Below are 21,826 nucleotides of genomic sequence, written 5' to 3'. Positions count from 1 at the left end.
CGGGTCACAGCACGCGGGCCAGCGCGAAGCCGTCGTAGCCCTTGCCGCCCACCGTCTGGATCGCCGTGCCGCTCAACCTCGGGTGGCTGCCGATCAGTTCGATGGCGGCTCGGGTGCCCCGGACGTCCGGCGCGTCGCTGCCGGCGTCGACGACCCGGCCACCGCGCACCACGTTGTCCACGATGATCAGGCTGCCGGTGCTCGTGAGCCTGAGGGCCCAGTCGACGTAGTGCGGGTTGTTGGCCTTGTCGGCGTCGATGAAGACCAGGTCGAAGGGGGCGGGGTTCTCGTCGGCCAGCTTGGGCAGCAGGTCCAGGGCCGCGCCCACCCGCACCTCGACGACCTTGTCCAGGCCCGCCCGCGCGATGTTGCGGGCGGCGACCTCGGCGTGCTTCGGGCTGTACTCCAGCGAGATCAGCCGGCCGTCGGCGGGCAGGGCGCGGGCCAGCCAGATGGTGCTGTAGCCGCCGAGGGTGCCGATCTCCAGGATGGTCCTCGCGCCCTGGATCTCGGCGAGAAGCTGCAGGAGCTTGCCCTGGGGGCGGCTGACGGCGATCGACGGGAGCCCGGCCGCCTCGCTGTCCCGCAGGGTGGCCTGGAGTGCGTCGTCGTCCGGTGAGAGGTGGGCGGAGAAGTACTCGTCGACGTCGTCCCAGAGCTGCGACTCGCTCATCGCCTTACCTTTCGTATAGCTAGTTAGAATCCCTAACTAGATGTGCTAATGAATATAGTCGCGTGCCCCGTTCCCTGTCAGGGGATTCCGGTGCCCCGGCGGGGATTCCAGGATGGTCGATTCAGCCGATCGGCGCAGGGCGCTGCGCCGACGCCGCGCCCGCCCGTCGTGGTCGTCCGGCCGAGGAGGAGTGGACGACAGGTGAAGCGGAGGTTGCCTGCGTCTCTCCCGATGGTGGCGGGAGCCGCATAGGCTTCGTGAAGATTCCTTACTCGTGGGACCGGGACGAACGGGGCGGGAGGCCGACAAGGCGTGGCGAAGGCGGAGCACGGTGGACGACCGGCGGAGGCACTGGGAGCGACGGCCGTCGGCACGGTCCAGGCGCGTCTGCGCGCGACGCGGCTCGCTCTGTGGCTGGTCGTCGCGCTGCTCGCGGCCCGGCAGGTGGCCGTCGTCCTCGCCACACCGCGCGGCGAGCGCCTGACCGACCTGGAGACGTGGGTCGGCCCCGACGGCGTCCTGCACGTGGAGGGTTCGCTCTACGACTCCACCCGGTTCACCGGCACACCGTTCGGCGGACTCGTCCTCAAACCCCTGACCCGCGCCGCCGAGCAGACCCTCGGCCTGGGCTGGACCTTCGGGACCCTGCTGCTCGTCGTCGCCCTCGGCCTGGTCGCCGCCCGCGCCCTGCCCCAGCCGGTGAGCAGACGGGCCTCCCTGCTCGCCGCGCCCGTCGCCGTCAGCCTGCTCATGCTGTCGCTGCCGGTGCGCAACACCCTCTACCTCGGCCAGACCAGCATCATCCCGGTCCTGCTCGTGCTGCTCGGCTGCTTCGCCGTCCGCGGCGAGCGGGCCAGCGGCGTGCTCATCGGCCTCGCGGCCGCGCTCCAGCCGACCCTGCTGCTGTTCACCCCGCTGCTGTGGTTCACCGGCCGCCGCCGGGGCGCGCTGTCCACGGGGGTCACGTTCGCCGCGAGCACCGCGGTCGCGGCGGTGGCGATGCCGCACGACTCGTACACCTACTGGGTCCACCACCTGGCCGGCGTCGGCCTCGGCGGACGCGCCGACGACCTCGGCAACCAGTCGCTGCACGGCGCCCTGCTCCGGCTGGGGCTCACCGGCCCCCTGGAGATCGCCCTCTTCCTGGCCCTGGGCGCCGCCGTCGCCGTCCTCGCGGTGCGCCGCGCCGTGCGCTACGCCCGCGACGGACAGCTCCTGCTCGCCGTGGCGATCACCGGCTGCGCCGCCATAGTGGTCTCCCCGACGGCCTGGCAGCACCAGCTGCTGTGGGTGCTGCTCGCGGTCGTCGGCCAGGTCGGCAGGCGGGCCGGCGACCGGTACGTGTGGCCGGTCGCCGTCGTCCTGGTGATGACGCTGCCCGCGAAGACGATGGTGCCGGACAAGGTGCTCCTGCACCCCCTGCGCGCCGACCTGATCCTGCTGGCCGCGCTCGCCACGGCCGCCGTCGTCCCGTTCCTGTCGCGCACCTCCCCGTACTGGCAGACACCGATCCCCACGCGGTACGCGGACAAGGTCCCCTCCCGCTTCCGGCACATCCCGTTGGTGCCGTTCCTGCGCCGGGTGGTCAGCCGCCCGAACCTGTTCTTCGAGCTGCTGCTGATCCGGGTCACCTACTACGCCTACGCCCAGATCCGCCTCGCCGCGGCCGGCGGCTCCCACTCGGCCGGGCGGGCCACCGCCGAGGAGCACGGCGAGGAGATCCACTCGATCGAGCGTGCCCTGAGCATCGACATCGAGTACTGGGCCAACCACGCCATCGTGAAGGTCGACTGGCTGCGTGACTTCTTCGACTTCTACTACGAGTCGTTCCACTTCGGCGTACCGCTCGCCGTCCTCGGCGTCCTGTACTGGCGACGTCCCGTCGACTACCGCTGGGCCCGCACCGCCATCGGTTTCGCCACCGTCTTCGCCCTGGTCGGGTTCTGGCTCTACCCGCTCGCCCCGCCCCGCCTGATGCCCGGCCTCGGCTTCATCGACACGGTCCACGGCCCGCAGGACTTCTCCCGGCCCGACTACGGCACCCTCACCGAGCTCACCAACCAGTACGCGGCGATGCCGTCCCTGCACTTCGGCTGGTCCCTGTGGTGCGGCCTGGTGATCCTGATCCTCGCCCCCCGGTGGTGGATGAAGGCCCTGGGGCTGCTGCACCCGCTCCTGACGGTCACCGCGATCGTCGTCACCGCCAACCACTGGGTGTTGGACGCGGTCGGCGGCGCGCTGGTCGTCGGCGCCGGCTTCGCGGTGACCTACCTGTTCCAGGGCCCGCGCGCCGGGGCAGGGGCGGCGCGCTCGGAACAGGTCAGCAGCGACCGCCCGGCTCCGGTGAGGGACCGTACTCCGAGCTGATCCGGTACGCGCCGGGGGCGGTGACGGTGAGCCGGGTGAACTCGCCCTGCCGGGCGAGACAGCCGCCGCCGTCGGCGCGCAGCCAGGGTGAGTAGGCCACCCGCACGGTCGCGCTGCCGGCCCGCGACATCCGTACGACGACGTCGGCGCTGGACGTCGACACGACACGGGCGGGTTCGGTCACGAGCGGGACCGCGTCCCGCACCCGGTACACCCGCCAGTGCTCGTCCTGCCACACCGGCTCCAGCCAGTCCGGCCGGTCCTCACGTATGAGCCGCGCCTCGACCTTGGCGTACCCGTCGGGCCTGCCCAGGGGCAGCACGACGAAGCCGACGGCCCAGCGGTCCAGCCACGCCCGGTAGGTGGTGGCCGAGAACGAGCCGTCGTAGAACAACCGGGCGCGCTCCATGTCGAGTTGGCGGTTCCAGCCGCGGGCCATGTTGACGTGCGGGGCGAGCCCGCTGGCCTCGCGGTGGTTGCGGGCCGGGACCACCTCGACGCGGGTGCGGTCGGCTCCCAGGCGGTCGAGGGCGCGGACCACCCCCTCGGTCTCGGCGGCCCAGCCGGGCACGACGGTGGAGACGTAGAGGTCGTCGGCGGTCTTCTTGCCGACCCAGCCGACGGAGAACACGAGGGCGAGGACGAGCAGCTTGCGGCGCCACCCCGCCAGATCGGGGCGGACCAGCAACACGGCGAGGAGGGCGGCGGGCCCGAACAGTTCGGCGAAACGCTCGACGTTCGTGCCGATGGGGGAGGCGATCAGATACGTCAGGACGGTCCCGACCGCGTAGACGACGCCGCTCCAGCGGGCGACGCGCCAGGTGCGGGGAGCGAAGGCGGTGACGGCGAGGCCGAGGAAGAAGGGCGGCCAGATGCGGTCCATGGACATCAACTGCTCGCCCTTGAAGGGGAAGAGCAGCGTGGTCACCCCCACGGTGAGCGCGGGCGGCACGAGCAGGGCGAGGGCGCGGGCGTGGTCGCGGGTCAGGAGGTGGGCGGCGCCCACGACCACCACGAACAGTCCCGCCACGGGGCTGGCCATGGTCGCCAGGGCGGCGTAGGCGGCGGCGAGGACGATCCGCCGCTCACGGGTGAGCAGCAGGCAGGCGGCGAGTCCGAAGGCGACGCCGAGCGCGAACGTGGTGCGGCCGGAGGCCACGTTGCACCACAGGGCGAAGGACGCGAGCAGGGCCGGTCCGAGGGGCTTGCGCAGGCCCTCGACGCGGGCGAGGAGCACGGCCGCGAGCCAGGTGGCGGCGACGCCGGACACGACGGTGACGGTGCGGACGCCGAGGGCGGCCATCAAGTACGGGGATATCAGGCTGTAGTTGGCGGTGTGCGTGCCGCCGTACCAGAAGAGGTTGTACGCCGAGTCCCCGTGCCGCTCCGCGAACCCGGCCCAGGCCTCCTGCGCGGCCAGGTCGCCGCCGCCCGTGCCGAGGAACAGGGCCCAGACCGCGTAGAGCGGGAGAGCGGGGAGCGTGGCCAGCAGCGGGATCCGATGCCGGGTCCACAGGGTGTGCGGGGACCACTTTCGGGCAGGAGGCGCCGGCTGTGGGACGTCCGGGCTCGTGCGGGTGCTGGTGAGTTCGGCTGGGGCCACGTGATCGAAGACGTGGAATGCGGTCGGGACGTTGACTCGGGGCACGAAGAGGGTCGGCCGTCGCCGGCTCCCGGGCCCCGGCGGGGCCGGTCCTCACGACCGGCCCCGCCGCGTGTGCCGTCCTGGTCGCCCAGCGCCGGTCACAGCCGCTGGATGATCGTCCCGGTGGCCAGCCCGCCCCCCGCGCACATCGTGATCAGCGCGAACTCCTTGTCCGTGCGCTCCAGTTCGTGAAGCGCCGTGGTGATCAGCCGGGCCCCGGTGGCGCCCACGGGGTGGCCGAGCGCGATCGCGCCGCCGTTGACGTTGACCTTCTCCAGGTCCTGCTCGAAGACCTGGGCCCAGCTCAGCACGACGGAGGCGAACGCCTCGTTGATCTCGACCAGGTCGATGTCCTTCAGGGACATCCCCGCCTTGCCCAGCACGGCCTTCGTCGCGTCGATGGGGCCGTCGAGATGGAAGTGCGGGTCGGCGCCCACCAGCGCCTGGGCCACGATCCGGGCCCGGGGGCGCAGTTTCAGGGCGCGCGCCATCCGTTTCGACGCCCACATGATCGTCGCCGCGCCGTCGCTGATCTGCGAGGAGTTGCCCGCCGTGTGGACGGCCGCCGGCATGACGGGCTTAAGCCCGGCCAGCGCCTCCATGGACGTGTCGCGCAGGCCCTCGTCCCTGTCGACGAGCCGCCACATGCCCTGCCCGGCGCGCTGCTCGTCCTCGGTCGTCGGGACCTGGACGGCGAACGTCTCCCGCTTGAAGCGCTCCTCCGCCCAGGCGGCGGCGGCCCGTTCCTGGGAGAGCAGTCCCAGCGAGTCGACGTCCTCCCGCGTCAGGCCCCGGTGGCGGGCGATGCGCTCCGCCGCCTCGAACTGGTTGGGCAGGTCGACGTTCCACTCGTCGGGGAAGGGCTTGCCGGGCCCGTGCTTGGACCCCGACCCCAGCGGCACCCGGGACATCGCCTCGACACCGCAGCTGATCCCCACGTCGATGACGCCCGCCGCGATCATGTTGGCCGTCATGTGCGACGCCTGCTGCGAGGATCCGCACTGGCAGTCGACCGTCGTCGCCGCCGTTTCGTACGGCAGCCCCATGGTCAGCCAGGCCGTGCGCGCGGGGTTCATGGACTGCTCGCCGGCGTGGGTCACCGTGCCGCCGACGATCTGCTCGACGCAGTCGGCGGGGATGCCCGTACGGCCCAGGAGTTCGCGGTAGGTCTCGCCCAGGAGATAGGCGGGGTGCAGGTTGGCGAGCGCGCCGCCGCGCTTGCCGATGGGGGTGCGCACAGCTTCGACGATCACGGGTTCGGCAGCCATGGGTGCGGATCCTCTCCGAGGGCTCTGCGGAACTAGTACGCGTTCTAGTTCTGTCTTGCAGTGTGCTGACGGAGGTTCAGCCACGGCAAGGGGCGTGCGGGCAATTGGGGCGCTCACGGCTCTTGCCAGTTGTAGAACCCGTTACTACCGTCACGACGACCCACTGTGCTGATGGACCGTCAGGAGCTGCCCATGCCCTGTCCAGCGCTTCCCGACGGGTTCGACTTCACCGATCCCGATGTGCTGCACCACCGCGTACCCCTGCCGGAGTTCGCCGAGCTGCGCCGGGCCGAACCGGTCTGCTGGATCCCGCAGGCGGGCAACGTGGCCGGGTTCCAGGACGAGGGTTACTGGGCCGTGACCCGGCACGCGGACGTCAAGTACGTCTCGACGCACCCGGAGTTGTTCTCGTCCACCCTCAACACCGCGATCATCCGCTTCAACGAGCACATCGAGCGCGATGCCATCGACGCCCAGCGGCTGATCCTGCTGAACATGGACCCGCCCGAGCACACCCGGGTCCGCCAGATCGTCCAGCGCGTCTTCACCCCGCGTGCCATCCGCGCGCTGGAGGAGCGCCTGCGGACGCGGGCGCTGACCATCGCCGCGAACGCCCGGGACCGCCGCGGCCCCTTCGACTTCGTCACCGAGGTCGCCTGCGAACTGCCCCTCCAGGCCATCGCCGAGCTCATCGGCATCCCGCAGGACGACCGGGCCAAGATCTTCGACTGGTCCAACAAGATGATCGCGTACGACGACCCGGAGTACGCCATCACCGAGGAGGTCGGGCAGGAGTCGGCCACCGAGCTGATCGCGTACGCGATGAACATGGCCGCCGACCGCAAGGAGTGCCCCGCGAAGGACATCGTCACGACACTGGTGGCGGCGGAGGACGAGGGAAGCCTCCGCTCGGACGAGTTCGGGTTCTTCGTGCTGATGCTGGCGGTGGCGGGCAACGAGACCACCCGCAACGCCATCACCCACGGCATGCACGCCTTCCTCACCCACCCCGAGCAGTGGGAGCTGTACAAGAGGGAGCGGCCCGCGACGGCGGCGGAGGAGATCGTCCGCTGGGCGACCCCGGTGGTCTCCTTCCAGCGCACGGCGACGCAGGACACGGAGCTGGGCGGCCGGCACATCAGGAAGGGCGACCGGGTGGGCCTCTTCTACGCCTCGGCCAACCACGACAGCGAGGTCTTCGAGAACCCGGACGGGTTCGACATCATGCGCGACCCCAACCCTCATCTGGGCTTCGGCGGAGGCGGTCCCCACTACTGCCTCGGCAAGTCCTTGGCGGTCCTGGAGATCGACCTGATCTTCAACGCGGTGGCCGACGCGATGCCGGACCTGAAGCCCGCCGGTGACCCCCGCCGACTGCGCTCGGCGTGGATCAACGGCGTGAAGGAGCTCCGGGTCAGCACCGGCTGACGTGCCCCGACGGGCACATGCGAAGGCGGCGGCCCCGGGGATCGAGGGGCCGCCGCCTTCAGTTCCGGTCGGCAGGGTCGGCTCAGTACCAGCCGTTCGACTGCCAGAAGTTCCAGGCGCCGCACGGGCTGCCGTAGCGGTCCTTCATGTAGTCCAGACCCCACTCGATCTGGGTGGCCGGGTTGGTCTTCCAGTCGGAGCCGGCGGAGGCCATCTTGTTGCCGGGCAGGGCCTGGACGAGGCCGTAGGCGCCGGAGGAGGAGTTGGTGGCGTTCACGTTCCAGTCGCTCTCGTGGTCGACGATCTTCGAGAAGCACTGGTACTGGGCCGAGTCCGAGATCATCTTCTGCGCGATCTTCTGCGCCGAGCCGGCTCCGGTCGTCGCGGCCTGCGCGGGAGCGGCGGCGAACAGCGTGCCGGCGGTGGCGGCGGCCAGGGCGGCACCGGCGATGGCCTTCTTCGGGGCGGAGATGCGGCGGAAGGTGGAGACGACGGACACGGGGAGCCTTTCTTCGGGGACGGGGCACCGCGGGCATGTCGAAGCCACGCGGGGCGAGGCGGGGGACATGCGTCGGCGCCGCGGCCCTGAGGGCACGTCGGCGCCGTGCGACGTCGTCCAGACAAGCAGGCCGGGAAGGTGTCCGCAATGAGCCCTTTTGCTAGTTGTGGCCGTACGTCGAACCAAGGTCCTTTGTGTGATGCGGCTCTCAATGCGCAGGTGGACGGGCATTTTGCCGCGTACATGGCATCCGATTTGTCCGACTAAAGAGGATCGTAGGTGACCTGGGTCATGTGGGGTGGTTCACCGTGCCCGTGACGACCCGCACCCGGCCCTTCACCGAGCGGGAGCGTCGAATGTGACCGGGCTCTCGAAGGCCGCCCGACGCGTGGCCCGGCGCAGCGCCTTCAGGATCGCCGGACCGAGGACGAAGGTGAGGAGCACCGTCACGATCGCCCTGCCCAGGTCCCAGCCGAGCGAGGTGGCCAGACAGTACGCGACGAAACGGGCGAGGTTGGCCGACGGGCCGGCCTGCGGGTCCGGGGAGATGGGCGAACCGTCCGCGATGAGGAACGGCCAGCCCTGCATGTTCATCACCGTGCCGTAGGCGAAGGCGGCGAGAAAGCCGTAGCCGGCCAGCAGGAGCAGCTCGGCGCGGCCGCGGAGGCGGTCCGGGCCCGGCAGCAGCCCCGCGCCCATCGTGAACCAGCCCATCGACAGCATCTGGAACGGCATCCACGGCCCCACCCCGCCCGTGAGCAGGGCGGACGCGAACATCGTCACCGCGCCGAGGACGAAGCCGAAACCGGGGCCGAGGACCCTGCCGCTGAGCACCATCAGGAAGAACATCGGCTCGACACCGGCCGTGCCCGCGCCGAGGGGGCGCAGGGCGGCACCGGTCGCCGCCAGCACGCCCAGCATCGACACGGCCTTCGGGCCCAGTCCGGACTCGGAGATGGTCGCCGCGACGACGGCGACCAGGAGGAGCAGCAGGCCCGTGAACAGCCAGGGGGCGTCCCTGGCGTGGGCGGCGACCTGCGAGGCGGGCGGGGCGAGGAAGGGCCAGCCGAGCGCGGCGACCCCGACCGAGCTGACCAGGACGAGCGCGGCGACGGACCGCGGGCCGAGGCGGATCGGACGGGCCTGCCGTCGGGTGCCGGTCATGCCAGGGCCTCCCGCACCTGCGTGACCGTGAGCCACCGCTGCGGGGCCAGGATCTTGGTGACCTGCGGGGCGAACGACGGGGAGGAGACGACCACCTCGGCCGTCGGGCCGTCGGCGATCACCTCTCCCTCGGCGAGCAGGACCACCCGGTGCGCCAGCTCGGCGGCCAGCTCCACGTCATGGGTGGCCAGGACGATGGCGTGCCCTCGGGCGGCGAGGTCGCGCAGCAGCGCGACGAGGCGGGCCTTCGCCGCGTAGTCGAGGCCGCGGGTCGGTTCGTCGAGGAGCAGCAGGGGAGGACGGGCCGTCAGGACGACGGCCAGGGCGAGGGTGAGCCGCTGGCCCTCGGAGAGGTCGCGAGGGTGGGTGTCGTCGGGGATGCCCGGAAGGAGCTCGCGGACGAGGGCCCGGCAGGTGCCGGGCTCGGCTCCCGCATCGGCGTCGGCGGTCGTGCACTCGGCGGCGACCGTGTCGGCGTACAGCAGGTCACGGGGTTCCTGCGGGACGAGGCCGACGCGGCGCACGAGGTCGCGGGGCGGTGTGCGGTGCGGGGCGGATCCGCCGACGTCCACCTGGCCGGCGGAGGGTTGCACGAGGCCGACCAGGGTGTTGAGCAGGGTGGACTTCCCGGCGCCGTTGCGGCCCATCAGAGCGACGGTCTCACCGGGGGTGACGGTCAGGTCCACCTGGCGCAGGGCCCGGACCTGGCCGCGCGTGACGGACAGGGCCCGTACCTGCGCCGTGCACGGGGCCGAGGGGGCGGGGGTGCGGCCGCGCCGGAACCAGCGGCGGGGAGCGGATGGGCCCGAGCGGTCGGGGGCTTCGGAGTGGGGGCGGGTGTGGGGCGCGGGTGGTTGGTCGCGCGTTTCGCCGTGCCCCTCGCGCGTTTCCCCGTGCCCCTCGCGCGTTTCCCCATCCCCCCGGAGGGCGCCGTCGGCGCGCTCACCGAGACGTTCCCGCAGGGTTGCCGCCCGTCGCCGGGCGTCCCGGACCGTCAGGGGCAGGGGCGACCAGCCCGCCAGCCGGCCGAGGTCCACGACCGGCGGGGACACCGGGGAAACGGCCATCACCTCCGCCGGTGTGCCGAGGACCGGGGGTGCGCCGGGGGAGGGGAGGAGGACGACCCGGTCGGCGTACTGCACGACCCGCTCCAGGCGGTGCTCGGCCATCAGGACCGTCGTGCCGAGGTCGTGGACCAGCCGCTGCAGAACGGCGAGGACCTCCTCGGCGGCGGCCGGGTCCAGGGCCGAGGTCGGCTCGTCGAGGACCAGGACGCCGGGGTGCGGGGTGAGGACCGAGCCGATCGCGACACGTTGCTGCTGGCCACCGGAGAGGGTGGCGATGGAGCGGGCGCGCAGGTCGGCCAGGCCCAGCAGGTCCAGGGTCTCCTCGACACGGCGACGCATGACGTCCGCGGCGAGGCCCAGCGACTCCATGCCGTAGGCCAGTTCGTCCTCGACGGTGTCGGTCACGAAGTGGGACAGCGGGTCCTGCCCCACCGTGCCCACCAGGTCGGCCAGTTCGCGCGGCTTGTGGGTGCGGGTGTCCCGGCCCGCCACCGTGACCCGGCCGCGCAGGGTGCCGCCGGTGAAGTGCGGCACGAGGCCGCTCACCGCGTTGAGGACGGTGGACTTGCCGACCCCCGACGGACCGACGAGCAGCACCAGTTCACCTTCCGGAACCTCGAAGTCCAGGTCCTGCACGATGGGGCCGGTGGCACCGTCGTAGGTCACGGAGACGTTCTCGAAACGGATCACGACGGCTCCTTGCGGACGGGACTGGGATCGCGACTGGGATCGGGGCTGCGGGGTGCGGGGCTGACGAAAGCGGGGAGCAGGCCGAGGAGGACGGCCGCCGCGGGCCACAGCGGGAGGGTGGGGGCGACGAGGGGCACCACACCGGGGTTCAGGGCGGCCGGGTCGCGGGCGGCGGCGAGGGTCAGCAGGGCGGCGACGGCCACACCGGACCCGGCGACCAGCCGGGCGCGGACGTCCCAGCGGTCCGGGCGGTAACGGGTGCGCAGGGTACGGCGACCGCCGAGACGAAGCCCCGCGAGTGCGGCGCCGAGCCCGACCAGCAGCACCGGCAGGCCGTACGTCCCGCCCTCGGCGGTCAGCAGCCCGTACGTTCCGGCGCACACGCCCAGCAGGCCGCCGAGGGTCAGCGCGGTGGTCGTACGGCGGACGCGGGCCGGTACGTCGGCGCCGCGGCCGTAGCCGCGGGCGTCCATCGCGGCGGCGAGGGCGACCGAGCGCTCAAGCGCGCCCTCCAGGACCGGCAGTCCGACGTGCAGCAGGCCGCGGACACCCCGGTCGGGGCGTCCGCGCAGACGCCGGGCGGCACGCAGGCGCTGGACGTCGGCGATGAGGTTCGGGGCGTACGTGAGCGCCACGACCACCGCGACACCCATCTCGTAGAGGGCACCGGGGAGGGACTTCAGGAGGCGGGCCGGGTCGGCGAGCGCGTTCGCCGCGCCCACGCAGATGAGCAGGGCGGCCAGCCGCAGCCCGTCGTAGAGGGCGAACAGGAGGGTCTCGGCGGTGACCTTCCCGCCCAGGCGGATCCCCTGGGCCCAGTCGGGCAGGGGAAGTTCGGGCAGGGCGACGATCACATGGGTGCCGGGGACGGGGGAGCCGAGGGCCACGGCGAAGAAGAGACGGATGAAGAGCACGGCGAGGGCGAGCTTGACGAAGCCGCCGTAGGAGCGGGCCCAGGGGGCGTCGGGGCGGCAGGTCGCCACGACATAGGCGGACGTCGCTATCAGGAGGGTGAGCAGGAGCGGGTTGGTGGTGCGGGTGGCCGCGGTCCCGAGAGCCAGAGCCCACAGCCACCAGGCGCCGGGGTGCAGCCGTGCCCCGGCCGTCACGGTCGCCGCCGTCGTGCCTGCCAGATCGCTGCCGCTCCCAGTACGGCCACCGCGGCGATCCCCGCCACCAGGCCCACCGACGGGCCGCCGTCCGAGCCGGCCTCCCCCTCGGCGGCCGGCTGCAGCGCGGGCGTCGGCCGGTCGGCCGTCCCCGAGACCTGCTCGCCGCAGCCCTTGCGCGGGTAGCCCGCGATCGCGCACAGCAGGGCGTTGGTGTCGTAGCGCAGCGGCTCGGCCACCTCGGCCAGGGCCTCGGCCGTCGTCGCGTCCGGGGCCAGCCGTGCGCAGGCCGTGCGGCGGGCCGGGGGTGTCTCGCCCGACGGGGCGTCCCGCGGGGTCCCGAAGTCGATGACCAGGGCGACCCGCTTCATGCCCTCGCGCGCCGGTGTCCGCGCGCAGATCACCTCGAACACGGCGGCGCCCCGAGGCCGCGCCGCGTCCCCGGAGTCCTCGCTCACCGCGAACCTGAGGCCCTGGACGTCACCGTCGGACGGGCGGGCGGTGGCGGGGCCCTGGGTGGCGTAGGTCCAGGTGTTGCCGTCCCGGTCCCAGAAGGACCAGTAGCGGTAACCGGCCGCCTGGGCGGGCAGGGTCACGCCCGCCAGGACGGCGAGCGCGGCGAGCAGGAGGGTCAGAGCGCGGCGGACCACGGTCACTTGCCCTTGTTGCGGCCGCTGATCAGGAAGCCGACACCGATGCCCGCGACCAGGCCGACGCCGACGATCCACCACCAGCTGACGCCGCCGTTGTCGTCCTCCTCCCGCTCCGCGGCCTTCGCCGACGCCGACGCGTCCGGCGCGGACCGCGGCGCCGGGCCCGTCGCGTTGAGCTGCCGGATGAGGTCCGCGCCGCCGAAGTCCCGAGGGTCGGTGCCGGTCGCGTGGGCGGCGAAGATCAGCTGGGCGTAGGCGGCGGGGCCGCTCTGCCCGGCCCACTTCGCGGAGTTCCGCTCCAGCCAGCGCAGCGGCTCGCGGGCCGCGTCGGCGCCGGATCGCGCGGCGAGCGCGACGACCGCGTCGGCCGTGTTGCCGTAGTCGGGCTGGTCCTTCGCACCGGGCATCACGGACTTCAGGTACCCGGTCCCGCTCAGGGCGCGGCCGAGGTAGGCGGTGCCGTTGAGGGCCGCGTCGGCGGGGGTCGGGCTCTTGCCGCCGAGGCACTTCGGGGCGTCCTCGGCCGCCTTGCCGGGCGTCGTCACGAGGCCCTTGCCGAGCAGGCCCAGCACACCCGCGGCGGTCGCGTCGGCGTTGGCCGCCAGCGCCCCCTTCTTGCCGGGCTGGAACGCGAGCGCCCCGGCGTCCTCGTCGCCGCACGGCAAGGACAGCTCCAGCAGGGCGTCGTACGGGGACCTGCCGTCCTTGCGCACCTCGCCGGGCTTCTCGCCGACGGCCGCGAGCGCGCCGATCACCACGGAGGTCGAGTTGGCGTCGCTCGCGCCGCCCGGCACGTACCCCCAGCCGCCGTCCTCGTTCTGCACGGACTTCAGCCAGGCCACCGCCTTGCCGGCCGCGCTGTCGTGCCCGCCGAGCGCGGCGAGGGCCTGGACGGCGGCGGCCGTGTTGTTGGTGTCGACGGGGGTCTTGGCCCCGCAGTCCTTCGAGACGTCGGCACGGTAGGGGGCGAACGACCCGTCGGCGCACTGCTGTCCGGTCAGCCAGTCCACGGCCTCGTCGGCCGGCTTCACACCCACCGTGTCCTGGGCGAGCAGCGCGAGGGACTGCCGCCACACCCCGTCGTACGTCGGGTCGGACGTGCCGTACAGGCCGGCCGGGAGCGCCACGGACGGCGACGCGGACGGGTCGGCGGCGAAGGCGGGCGTGACCGTGCCGATCACGGTGACGGCGGCCAGGACCGCGGCGGTGCGGCGGACGTGCATGATCGGCGAATGCCCTTCCCTGAAGGGGCCGGGCAGCACAGGGAGACCCCGGGCGGCTCGGCTCCGTATACCTCGACGGTGCCGTGCTCCGGCCGGCTGCCGGTGCACGTGAGCCGGTCACGAATCCGTACGGGGCGATCCGGCTCACCGGCCTTCTCCGACCGGTTCACGGTTGCGGGTCAGCGCCGGATTTGCACCGGCTTCCCCCCGTACGGGTGTGATGACGACGCGGCCACTCTACCGGCCCGTAGGGAAACCGCTGAGGGGAGGCCGGGGCGCGGACAGGTTCGGGCGCATGGGGATCACGGGGAGGACCGGACGGCTGCCGGCCTCGGGGCGCGCGTGCGACGTGTACGAGATCGACGAGGCGTGGGTGCTGCGCCGCGACCGGGAGGGCCACGCCGACGGACGCGCCGAGGCCGCCCGGGGGCCCATGGCGTCCATGCTGCTGCTTCACCACGCCACGTACGTCACCGGATCACTCCCCGCCACCGCCTCCGCCCTCCCCAGCTTCACCAGCCGCCGTACGTGCGCCTCCGCCTCCGCGATCGCGATGTTCCGTGAGCCGTACGGGATCTGCTCCCAGGGCCGGTTCCACTCCATGCGCTCGGCGAGCTGCCAGGGGGTGAGGGGTTCGCGCAGGAGAGCGCGCAGGCCGGTGAGCCGGGCCTCGTGGTGGGTCAGCAACTCCCGTACGCGGGCGGGCGCGTCGGTGAACGCGTGCTGGTGGGCTGGCAGGACTTCGGCGGGGGCGAGCCGGCCGATGCGTTCGAGGGAGTCGAGGTAGTCGCCGAGGGGGTCCGTGACGGTGGTGTCGTCCGGGTCCTCGTACAGGCCGATGTGCGGGGTGATGCCGGGCAGGAGGTGGTCGCCGGAGAACAGGCGGCCGTGCCCGGCGAGCCGGTCCGGGTGTTCTTCCTCCAGGTGCAGGCAGACGTGGCCGGGGGTGTGGCCCGGGGTCCAGATCGCGCGCAGGCGGCGGCCGGGCAGGTCGAGGAGCTCGCCGGGCACGATCTCGCGGTCGGGGTCCGCGGGGGAGAAGCCCGGCAGGTTCCCGGGACGGCGGGCGGTGCGCAGCGGCGCCACATGGGCCTCGGGTGCGCCCGCCGCGGTGAGCTTGTCCGCCATGTAGGAGAACCAGCGCTCCGGGCGGGTCGCGCGGGTGCGCCGGACGATCGCCGCGTCCGCCGCGTGCATGGCGATCCAGGCACCGGAGGCCTCGCGGACCTTGCCGGACAGGCCGTGGTGGTCGGGGTGGTGATGGGTGATGACGACACCGTGGATCTCGGCGGGCGCCGTGCCGCAGGCCGCGAGTCCTTCCGCGAGCGTGTCCCAGGAGGCCGGGTCGTCCCAGCCGGTGTCGACGAGCACCGGGCCGCGGTCGGTGTCGACGACGTACACCAGGGTGTGCCCGAGCGGGTTGTCAGGGATGGGTACCTGGACGGACCGAACCCCGCCCCCGTGGTCGTACACCCGCGCCATGGGTTTCCCCCGTCCTGGCTTCGCTCCACCTGCCACGGTCCCCTGCGGGCCGCCGCCCGCACGGCCATTGCTCACTATAACTAGAACTGGTATCAGTTCCTGAAACAACGTCAGAAACCTTTGGGACTCACGTAACCCGCTCCAGGCTCCGCAGGAGGCGTCGGCCATGACCGAGCTCGTGGAACACGGACAGCTGTTCATCGGCGGGGAGTTGACCGACCCCCTGGGCACGGACGTCATCGAGGTGATCTCGCCGCACACCGAAGAGGTCATCGGGCGCGTGCCGCACGCCTCGCCGGCCGACGTCGACCGGGCCGTGGCGGTGGCGCGCAGGGCGTTCGACGAGGGGCCCTGGCCGCGGATGAGCCTCGACGAGCGGATCGCGGTCGTCACCCGCATCAAGGACGCGATCGCCGTACGGCACGAGGAGATCGCCCGTGTGGTCTCCTCCGAGAACGGCTCCCCGTACTCCTGGAGCGTCCTCGCCCAGGCGCTCGGCGCGATGATGGTGTGGGACGCGGCGATCACGGTCGCCCGTGACTTCCCGTACGAGGAGCGGCGGGACGGCGTGCTGGGCAAGATCCTCGTGCGGCGCGAGCCGGTCGGGGTGGCGGCCGCCGTGGCGCCCTGGAACGTCCCGCAGTTCGTCGCCGCGGCCAAGCTCGCGCCCGCGCTGCTCACCGGCTGCACGGTGGTGCTCAAGCCGTCGCCGGAGTCGCCGCTCGACGCGTACCTCCTCGCCGAGATCACCAGGGAGGCGGGGCTGCCGGAGGGCGTGCTGTCCATCCTCCCGGCGGACCGCGAGGTGAGCGAGTACCTGGTCGGGCACCCCGGGATCGACAAGGTCTCCTTCACCGGCTCGGTCGCGGCCGGCAAGCGGGTCATGGAGGTCGCCGCCCGCAACCTCACCCGGGTGACCTTGGAGTTGGGCGGCAAGTCGGCGGCCGTGGTCCTGCCGGACGCGGACGTCGAGGCGACCGTCGCCGGGGTCGTCCCGGCGGCCTGGATGAACAACGGCCAGGCCTGTGTGGCCCAGACCCGGATCCTGCTCCCGCGCTCCCGCTACGACGAGTTCGCCGAGGCCTTCGCCGCGGCGGCCGGCGCGCTGGTGGTCGGCGACCCGCTGGACCCGGCGACCCAGGTGGGGCCGCTGGTGGCGGAACGGCAGCAGCGCAGGAACCTCGACTACATCCGCATCGGCCAGGAGGAGGGCGCCAAGATCCTGACCGGTGGCGGGCGTCCGCCGGGGCTGGACCGGGGCTGGTACGTGGAGCCGACGCTCTTCGGGGACGTCGACAACTCCATGCGGATCGCCCGCGAGGAGATCTTCGGCCCGGTCATCTGCCTGCTGCCCTACGGGGACGAGGCCGAGGCCGTGAAGATCGCGAACGACTCCGAGTACGGCCTCAGCGGCAGTGTCTGGACCGCCGACACCGCGCACGGCGTCGAGATCGCTCGCCGCGTCCGTACCGGCACGTACTCGGTGAACACCTTCAGTCTGGACATGCTGGGTCCGTTCGGCGGTTACAAGAACTCCGGACTCGGGCGGGAGTTCGGCCCCGAGGGGTACGGCGAGTACCTGGAGCACAAGATGATCCACCTCCCGGCGGGCTGGGAGGGGTAGCCGATGGGCGACCGCTGGCATGTCGAGGTCGACCGGTCGGTGTGCATCGGCTCGGCCCAGTGCGTCCACCACGCCCCCGGCGACTTCCGCCTCGACACCGGCCGTCAGTCCCACCCGGCCGACCCGGAGACCGACGCGAACGAGAGGATCCTGGCGGCGGCGGAGAGCTGCCCGGTGGAGGCGATCGTGATCACGCTGCTGGGGAGCGGGGAGCCGGTGTTCCCGCCGGAGGAATAGGGTAAAAAATCCCATTCAAGGGTTTTATTCCCGGACGGAAGTTCTATTCTGGGAGTAGGCCTACGGGACGAGTGAGGGAGTCCGAACCGGAGTAGCCGACTCTGGCGAGAGGCAATGGCTTCCGCTGGGGCCGACATCGACGGTCCGGGCTGAGAGGCCGGAAGGCAGTAGTCGGGCCGGACGGCGACCCCCAACACCTGATCCGGGTAATACCGGCGAAGGGAACCCGTCTCGTAGGTCCTACGCGTGCCCGCAGGTCCTGTGCGTGCCCCCAGGCCCTACGACGCGTGCCCCTCCGGGCTCGTCAGGTCGATCAGGCGGCAGACCGTCTCGATGTCGATCTTCACCTGGGCGATCGAGGCACGGCCCGAGAGCCAGGTGATCAGGGCCGAGTGCCAGGTGTGCTCGATGACGCGGACCGCGGAGAGCTGCTCGGGTGTCGGGTCCTCCAGCCCCATCGCGTCCAGGATGATCACCGTCGTCTGCCGGGACACCTGGTCCACCTCGGGGGAGACGCTGCGGTCGGCGAAGGTCAGGGCCCGCACCATGGCGTCGGCCAGATGCGGCTCGCGCTGCAGTGCGCGGAAGGCGCGCATCAGCGTCTCGGCCACCCGCTCCGCCGCCGTCTCCCCCTGGGGCGGCTTCTTGCGCAGCGTGCCGTGCATGTGCTCCAGCTGGTCCTGCATCGTGGCGACCAGCAGATGCACCTTGGACGGGAAGTAGCGGTACAGCGTGCCGAGCGCCACCTGCGAGGACTCCGCGACCTCCCGCATCTGTACGGCGTCGAAGCCGCCCCGGCTGGCGAGCTGCGCGCTGGCGTGCAGGATGCGCCGGCGGCGGGCCTCCTGCCGCTCGGTGAGGGGCGCTGAGGCGGGGGCGCTACTTGCTTCCGCAGGCATGGATCCCGTTCCGTGACAGTCGGTGAGGGTGAGTGACCGGACAGAGCATGCCAGGGCGTCGGCCGTGGTGTGAATCACCTGATCCACCGCTCACAGCGGCGCTACCTGCCGGTAGATTCAGAGCCTCTCGAACGATCAAGTCTGCAACTTGTTCTACATTAGCGTCCCCGCGTAATCTCGCGGGACCGGAGCAGGGAGAAGGGGGCCTGGAGTGACCGCTGAGGCCAGGGAGGCCGGGCCCGCGGAGGACCCTGCCGCCGACGGCGAGCGACCGCTCGACATCGCGCTTCTCACCTATAAAGGGAACCCGTTCTGCGGCGGCCAGGGCGTCTACGTCAGACACCTCTCCCGCGAGCTGGCCCGCCTCGGCCACCGCGTCGAGGTCATCGGCTCCCAGCCCTACCCCGTCCTCGACGACGACGAGGACCACGCGGGCCGCCTGACCCTCACCGAGCTCCCCAGCCTCGACCTCTACCGCCAGCCCGACCCCTTCCGCACTCCGGGGCGCGACGAGTACCGCGACTGGATCGACGCGCTGGAAGTCGCGACCATGTGGACCGGCGGCTTCCCGGAGCCGCTGACCTTCTCGCTGCGCGCCCGCCGCCATCTGCGCGCCCGGCGCGGCGAGTTCGACGTCGTGCACGACAACCAGACCTTGGGCTACGGACTGCTGGGAGACGTGGGTGCGCCCCTCGTCACCACCATCCACCACCCCATCACCGTCGACCGCCAACTGGAGCTGGACGCGGCGCCGACCTGGCAGCGGCGGATGTCGGTGCGCCGGTGGTACGCCTTCACCCGTATGCAGAAGCGCGTGGCCCGCCGCCTGCCGTCGGTGCTGACCGTCTCGGGCACGTCCCGCACCGAGATCGTCGAGCATCTCGGCGTACGCGAGGACCGCGTCCACGTCGTGCACATCGGCGCGGACACCGACCTGTTCTCGCCGGATCCCGCGGTACGGCGGATCCCCGGCCGGATCGTCACCACCTCCAGCGCCGACGTCCCGCTCAAGGGCCTGGTCTTCCTCGTCGAGGCACTGGCCAAGGTCCGTGCCGAGCACCCCGACGCCCACCTCGTCGTCGTCGGCAAGCGGCCCGAGGAGGGCCCGGTCGCGCAGGCGATGGAGCGCTACGGGCTCGAAGGCGCCGTCGACTTCGTCAAGGGCATCTCGGACGCGGAACTCGTCGACCTCGTCCGCTCCGCGCAGGTGGCCTGCGTGCCGTCCCTCTACGAGGGTTTCTCCCTGCCGGCCGCCGAGGCCATGGCCACGGGCACGCCGCTGGTCGCCACGACCGGCGGCGCGATCCCCGAGGTCGCCGGACGCGACGGGGAGACATGCCTGGCGGTGCCACCGGGCGACCCCGGAGCGCTGGCCGCCGCGCTGAGCCTGCTGCTCGGCGACGAGGAGCTGCGCCTTCGGCTGGGCGCGGCCGGACGGGAGCGCGTCCTGCGGCACTTCACCTGGGCGCGGGCCGCGCAGGGCACGGTGGCCCGGTACCGCGAGGCGATGGCGGACGCGGCGGGCCGGAGTCCGGGCGGCTCGGCGGCGACGGGCACGGGCCGCGGCGGAGCCACCACTGGCACCGGGCCGGGCACGAGGACAGGGGCCGCGAGCGCCGGGGTGACCACGAAGACCGGGTCCGCGATGGTGGGCGAGTCCGTGCGGGTCGGTGACTCTGCGAGGGTCGGTGACTCCGCGAGGGTCGGTGACTCTACGAGGGTCGGTGACTCTACGAGGGTCGGCGAGTCCGCGAGGGCCGGTGGGGCCGCGCTGGTCGGAGAGTCCGCGAGGGTCGGCGAGGCCGCTTCATGACCGCCGTTCCCGCGAACACCGGCCCAGGCCGGTCCGGTTGCTCACCCCTGTCCGGTTCCGCCGCCCGCCCCACCCCCTCGACCTGCTCCCCGTCCTCCTCCCACCCCCACCCTTCCGACCGCGAAAGCAGGCCCACGTGCTGACCGTCGACTTCTCCCGGTTCCCGCTCGCCCCGGGCGACCGTGTCCTGGACCTCGGCTGTGGTGCCGGCCGGCACGCGTTCGAGTGCTACCGCCGCGGAGCCCAGGTCGTCGCGCTGGACCAGAACGGCGAGGAGATCCGCGAGGTCGCGAAGTGGTTCGCGGCGATGAAGGAGGCGGGGGAGGCGCCGGAGGGGGCCACGGCCAATGCCATGGAGGGCGACGCCCTCGCGCTGCCCTTCCCCGACGAGTCCTTCGACGTCGTCATCATCTCCGAGGTCATGGAGCACATCCCGGACGACAAGGGCGTCCTCGCCGAGATGGTCCGGGTGCTCAAGCCCGGCGGCCGTATCGCCGTCACCGTCCCGCGCTACGGTCCCGAGAAGGTCTGCTGGGCGCTGTCCGACGAGTACCACGAGGTCGAGGGCGGCCACATCCGCATCTACAAGGCGGACGAACTGCTCGCGAAGATGCGCGAGGCCGGCCTCAAGCCCTACGGCACCCACCACGCCCACGCCCTGCACTCCCCGTACTGGTGGCTGAAGTGCGCGTTCGGCGTCGACAACGACAAGGCGCTGCCGGTGCGGGCGTACCACAAGCTGCTGGTCTGGGACATCATGAAGAAGCCGCTGGCCACCCGGGTCGCCGAACAGGCGCTGAACCCGCTGATCGGCAAGAGCTTCGTGGCGTACGCGACCAAGCCGCACCTGCCGCGGCTGTCCGAGACCTCCGGGACTTCCGAGACCTCCGAGGCGGCCGCCAAGTGACGACCCCCCGGACAGAACACCTCGTGCTGCCCGGGGTCCTCACCGCCGAGCAGGCCGCCGCGACCGTCGCGGGGATCCTCGCCGTACAGCGGGAGGACGGGGCGATCCCCTGGTTCCGCGGACACCACCTCGACCCGTGGGACCACGTCGAGGCGGCGATGGCGCTGGACACGGCCGGTGAGCACACCGCGGCCGAACGCGCGTACGCGTGGCTGGCGAGGCACCAGAACGAGGACGGCTCCTGGTACGCCGCCTACCAGGACGGCGCCTTCGACGACGTCACCGACACCGGGCGCGAGACCAACTTCGTCGCCTACATAGCCGTAGGCGTCTGGCACCACTACCTCTCCACCGGCGACGACACGTTCCTGGACCGCATGTGGCCGTCCGTCCACGCGGCGATCGAGTGCGTGCTCCGGCTCCAGCAGCCCGGCGGCCAGATCGGCTGGCGGCGCGACGAGGACGGCACGGCGACCGCGGACGCGCTGCTGACCGGGTCGTCCTCCATCCACCACGCGCTGCGCTGCGCGCTCGCGATCGCCGAGCAGCGTGAGGAGCCGCAGCCGGACTGGGAGTTGGCGGCCGGGGCGCTGCGGCACGCGATCCGCCGTCACCCGGAGCGGTTCCTGGACAAGGACCGCTACTCGATGGACTGGTACTACCCGGTGCTGGGCGGCGCGTTGACGGGTGCGGAGGCCAAGTCCCGCATCGAGGAGGGCTGGGACCGTTTCGTCGTCCCCGGCCTCGGTGTGCGCTGTGTCGTCCCCAACCCGTGGGTCACGGGCGGGGAGTCGGCCGAACTCGCCCTCGCGCTCTGGGCGATGGGCGAGTCCGACCGGGCGCTGGACGTCCTGAAGTCCATCCAGCACCTGCGCGACCCGGAGAGCGGCCTGTACTGGACGGGCTACGTCTTCGACGACGACGCCGTCTGGCCGCGTGAGCTGACGACATGGACGGCCGGGTCGCTGCTGCTGGCGGTCGCCGCACTCGGCGGCCACGAGGCGACCTGCGCGGTGTTCGGCGGCGAGCAGCTGCCGACGGGACTGGACCCGGACTGCTGCGCCTGAGGGGTCAGGGC

The 21,826-nt window shown here is 72.4% G+C and carries 18 protein-coding genes and 2 riboswitches; of the genes, 7 read left to right on the top strand and 11 right to left on the bottom strand.

The annotated features are described in order from the left end of the window. Window positions 1–4: 4 nt before the first annotated feature. The gene (locus tag ACFYNL_RS08105; protein ID WP_388798481.1) at window positions 5–673 is read right to left on the bottom strand and encodes an O-methyltransferase; all 669 of its coding nucleotides are present in this window, start codon (window positions 671–673) and stop codon (window positions 5–7) included. A 312-nt stretch (window positions 674–985) separates the two neighbouring features. Between ACFYNL_RS08105 and ACFYNL_RS08100 the strand changes: the two genes are divergently transcribed. Further along, window positions 986–3,040, top strand: a complete 2,055-nt coding sequence (locus tag ACFYNL_RS08100) for a bifunctional glycosyltransferase 87/phosphatase PAP2 family protein (protein WP_388798478.1) — start codon at window positions 986–988, stop codon at window positions 3,038–3,040. Here the strand turns inward: ACFYNL_RS08100 and ACFYNL_RS08095 are convergent. Both ACFYNL_RS08095 and ACFYNL_RS08090 read right to left on the bottom strand, forming a co-directional pair. Next, window positions 2,994–4,643: a hypothetical protein gene (locus tag ACFYNL_RS08095; protein WP_388800523.1), complete on the bottom strand. Its 1,650-nt coding sequence runs from the start codon at window positions 4,641–4,643 to the stop codon at window positions 2,994–2,996. The two genes, ACFYNL_RS08100 and ACFYNL_RS08095, sit on opposite strands and share 47 nt — an antisense overlap. A gap of 140 nt (window positions 4,644–4,783) precedes the next feature. Further along, entirely contained in the window at window positions 4,784–5,953 is a 1,170-nt protein-coding gene (locus tag ACFYNL_RS08090) for a steroid 3-ketoacyl-CoA thiolase (protein ID WP_388798475.1), read from the bottom strand. 192 nt (window positions 5,954–6,145) lie between these two features. On the opposite strand from ACFYNL_RS08090, the gene ACFYNL_RS08085 reads away from it, so the two are divergent. Then, window positions 6,146–7,381, top strand: coding sequence for a cytochrome P450 (locus ACFYNL_RS08085; RefSeq protein ID WP_388798472.1), 1,236 nt, complete (start codon window positions 6,146–6,148; stop codon window positions 7,379–7,381). An 82-nt stretch (window positions 7,382–7,463) separates the two neighbouring features. On the opposite strand, the gene ACFYNL_RS08080 is transcribed toward ACFYNL_RS08085, so the two are convergent. The 7 genes from ACFYNL_RS08080 to ACFYNL_RS08050 all read right to left on the bottom strand — a co-directional run bounded on the left by ACFYNL_RS08080 (window position 7,464) and on the right by ACFYNL_RS08050 (window position 15,268). Then, window positions 7,464–7,880 (bottom strand): transglycosylase SLT domain-containing protein, encoded by a 417-nt coding sequence (locus tag ACFYNL_RS08080; protein WP_388798466.1) that lies wholly within the window; start codon window positions 7,878–7,880, stop codon window positions 7,464–7,466. A 336-nt stretch (window positions 7,881–8,216) separates the two neighbouring features. Further along, window positions 8,217–9,044, bottom strand: coding sequence for an ECF transporter S component (locus ACFYNL_RS08075; RefSeq protein ID WP_388798463.1), 828 nt, complete (start codon window positions 9,042–9,044; stop codon window positions 8,217–8,219). After that, window positions 9,041–10,801: an ABC transporter ATP-binding protein gene (locus tag ACFYNL_RS08070; protein ID WP_388798460.1), complete on the bottom strand. Its 1,761-nt coding sequence runs from the start codon at window positions 10,799–10,801 to the stop codon at window positions 9,041–9,043. The genes ACFYNL_RS08075 and ACFYNL_RS08070 overlap by 4 nt, the downstream gene beginning before the upstream one ends. Continuing rightward, the gene (locus ACFYNL_RS08065; protein ID WP_388798457.1) at window positions 10,798–11,910 is read right to left on the bottom strand and encodes an energy-coupling factor transporter transmembrane component T; all 1,113 of its coding nucleotides are present in this window, start codon (window positions 11,908–11,910) and stop codon (window positions 10,798–10,800) included. Before ACFYNL_RS08065 ends, ACFYNL_RS08070 begins: the two co-directional genes overlap by 4 nt. Continuing rightward, window positions 11,907–12,560, bottom strand: coding sequence for an SCO2322 family protein (locus ACFYNL_RS08060; RefSeq protein ID WP_388800520.1), 654 nt, complete (start codon window positions 12,558–12,560; stop codon window positions 11,907–11,909). The genes ACFYNL_RS08065 and ACFYNL_RS08060 overlap by 4 nt, the downstream gene beginning before the upstream one ends. A 2-nt stretch (window positions 12,561–12,562) precedes the next feature. Continuing rightward, entirely contained in the window at window positions 12,563–13,786 is a 1,224-nt protein-coding gene (locus tag ACFYNL_RS08055; RefSeq protein ID WP_388798454.1) for a prenyltransferase/squalene oxidase repeat-containing protein, read from the bottom strand. A gap of 113 nt (window positions 13,787–13,899) precedes the next feature. Continuing rightward, a riboswitch (cobalamin riboswitch) is annotated at window positions 13,900–14,051 on the bottom strand. 188 nt (window positions 14,052–14,239) lie between these two features. Then, window positions 14,240–15,268: an MBL fold metallo-hydrolase gene (locus ACFYNL_RS08050; RefSeq protein WP_388798451.1), complete on the bottom strand. Its 1,029-nt coding sequence runs from the start codon at window positions 15,266–15,268 to the stop codon at window positions 14,240–14,242. Window positions 15,269–15,434: 166 nt separating this feature from the next. On the opposite strand from ACFYNL_RS08050, the gene ACFYNL_RS08045 reads away from it, so the two are divergent. Next, window positions 15,435–16,892: an aldehyde dehydrogenase gene (locus ACFYNL_RS08045; protein WP_388798448.1), complete on the top strand. Its 1,458-nt coding sequence runs from the start codon at window positions 15,435–15,437 to the stop codon at window positions 16,890–16,892. A 3-nt stretch (window positions 16,893–16,895) separates the two neighbouring features. Beyond that, window positions 16,896–17,129 carry a ferredoxin gene (locus tag ACFYNL_RS08040; protein ID WP_388798445.1) on the top strand — a complete coding sequence of 78 codons (234 nt, stop codon included), beginning with the start codon at window positions 16,896–16,898 and terminating at the stop codon, window positions 17,127–17,129. Between the two features lie 63 nt (window positions 17,130–17,192). Continuing rightward, a riboswitch (TPP riboswitch) is annotated at window positions 17,193–17,370 on the top strand. A gap of 37 nt (window positions 17,371–17,407) precedes the next feature. On the opposite strand, the gene ACFYNL_RS08035 is transcribed toward ACFYNL_RS08040, so the two are convergent. Then, complete coding sequence (locus tag ACFYNL_RS08035) at window positions 17,408–18,028, bottom strand: TetR family transcriptional regulator (protein ID WP_388798442.1); 621 nt, start codon at window positions 18,026–18,028, stop codon at window positions 17,408–17,410. Between the two features lie 211 nt (window positions 18,029–18,239). Between ACFYNL_RS08035 and ACFYNL_RS08030 the strand changes: the two genes are divergently transcribed. The 3 genes from ACFYNL_RS08030 to ACFYNL_RS08020 all read left to right on the top strand — a co-directional run bounded on the left by ACFYNL_RS08030 (window position 18,240) and on the right by ACFYNL_RS08020 (window position 21,815). After that, entirely contained in the window at window positions 18,240–19,841 is a 1,602-nt protein-coding gene (locus tag ACFYNL_RS08030) for a glycosyltransferase (RefSeq protein WP_388798440.1), read from the top strand. Window positions 19,842–19,977: 136 nt separating this feature from the next. Then, window positions 19,978–20,748 (top strand): methyltransferase domain-containing protein, encoded by a 771-nt coding sequence (locus ACFYNL_RS08025; protein ID WP_388798437.1) that lies wholly within the window; start codon window positions 19,978–19,980, stop codon window positions 20,746–20,748. Continuing rightward, a complete protein-coding gene (locus tag ACFYNL_RS08020; protein WP_388798434.1) occupies window positions 20,745–21,815 on the top strand; it encodes a prenyltransferase/squalene oxidase repeat-containing protein in 1,071 nt (356 codons plus the stop codon). The genes ACFYNL_RS08025 and ACFYNL_RS08020 overlap by 4 nt, the downstream gene beginning before the upstream one ends. Window positions 21,816–21,826: the final 11 nt, after the last annotated feature.

It is taken from the genome of Streptomyces sp. NPDC007808, from assembly GCF_042868655.1.
Taxonomy (GTDB): Bacteria; Actinomycetota; Actinomycetes; order Streptomycetales; family Streptomycetaceae; genus Streptomyces.
This window is presented reverse-complemented; position numbering and strand designations above follow the sequence as displayed.

Coding starts and splice junctions, on each gene's coding strand:
- ACFYNL_RS08050 (WP_388798451.1), bottom strand. CDS start 15,268: ATGGCGCGGGTGTACGACCACGGGGGCGGGGTTCGGTCCGTCCAGGTA.
- ACFYNL_RS08090 (WP_388798475.1), bottom strand. CDS start 5,953: ATGGCTGCCGAACCCGTGATCGTCGAAGCTGTGCGCACCCCCATCGGC.
- ACFYNL_RS08055 (WP_388798454.1), bottom strand. CDS start 13,786: ATGCACGTCCGCCGCACCGCCGCGGTCCTGGCCGCCGTCACCGTGATC.
- ACFYNL_RS08075 (WP_388798463.1), bottom strand. CDS start 9,044: ATGACCGGCACCCGACGGCAGGCCCGTCCGATCCGCCTCGGCCCGCGG.
- ACFYNL_RS08040 (WP_388798445.1), top strand. CDS start 16,896: ATGGGCGACCGCTGGCATGTCGAGGTCGACCGGTCGGTGTGCATCGGC.
- ACFYNL_RS08035 (WP_388798442.1), bottom strand. CDS start 18,028: ATGCCTGCGGAAGCAAGTAGCGCCCCCGCCTCAGCGCCCCTCACCGAG.
- ACFYNL_RS08105 (WP_388798481.1), bottom strand. CDS start 673: ATGAGCGAGTCGCAGCTCTGGGACGACGTCGACGAGTACTTCTCCGCC.
- ACFYNL_RS08045 (WP_388798448.1), top strand. CDS start 15,435: ATGACCGAGCTCGTGGAACACGGACAGCTGTTCATCGGCGGGGAGTTG.
- ACFYNL_RS08085 (WP_388798472.1), top strand. CDS start 6,146: ATGCCCTGTCCAGCGCTTCCCGACGGGTTCGACTTCACCGATCCCGAT.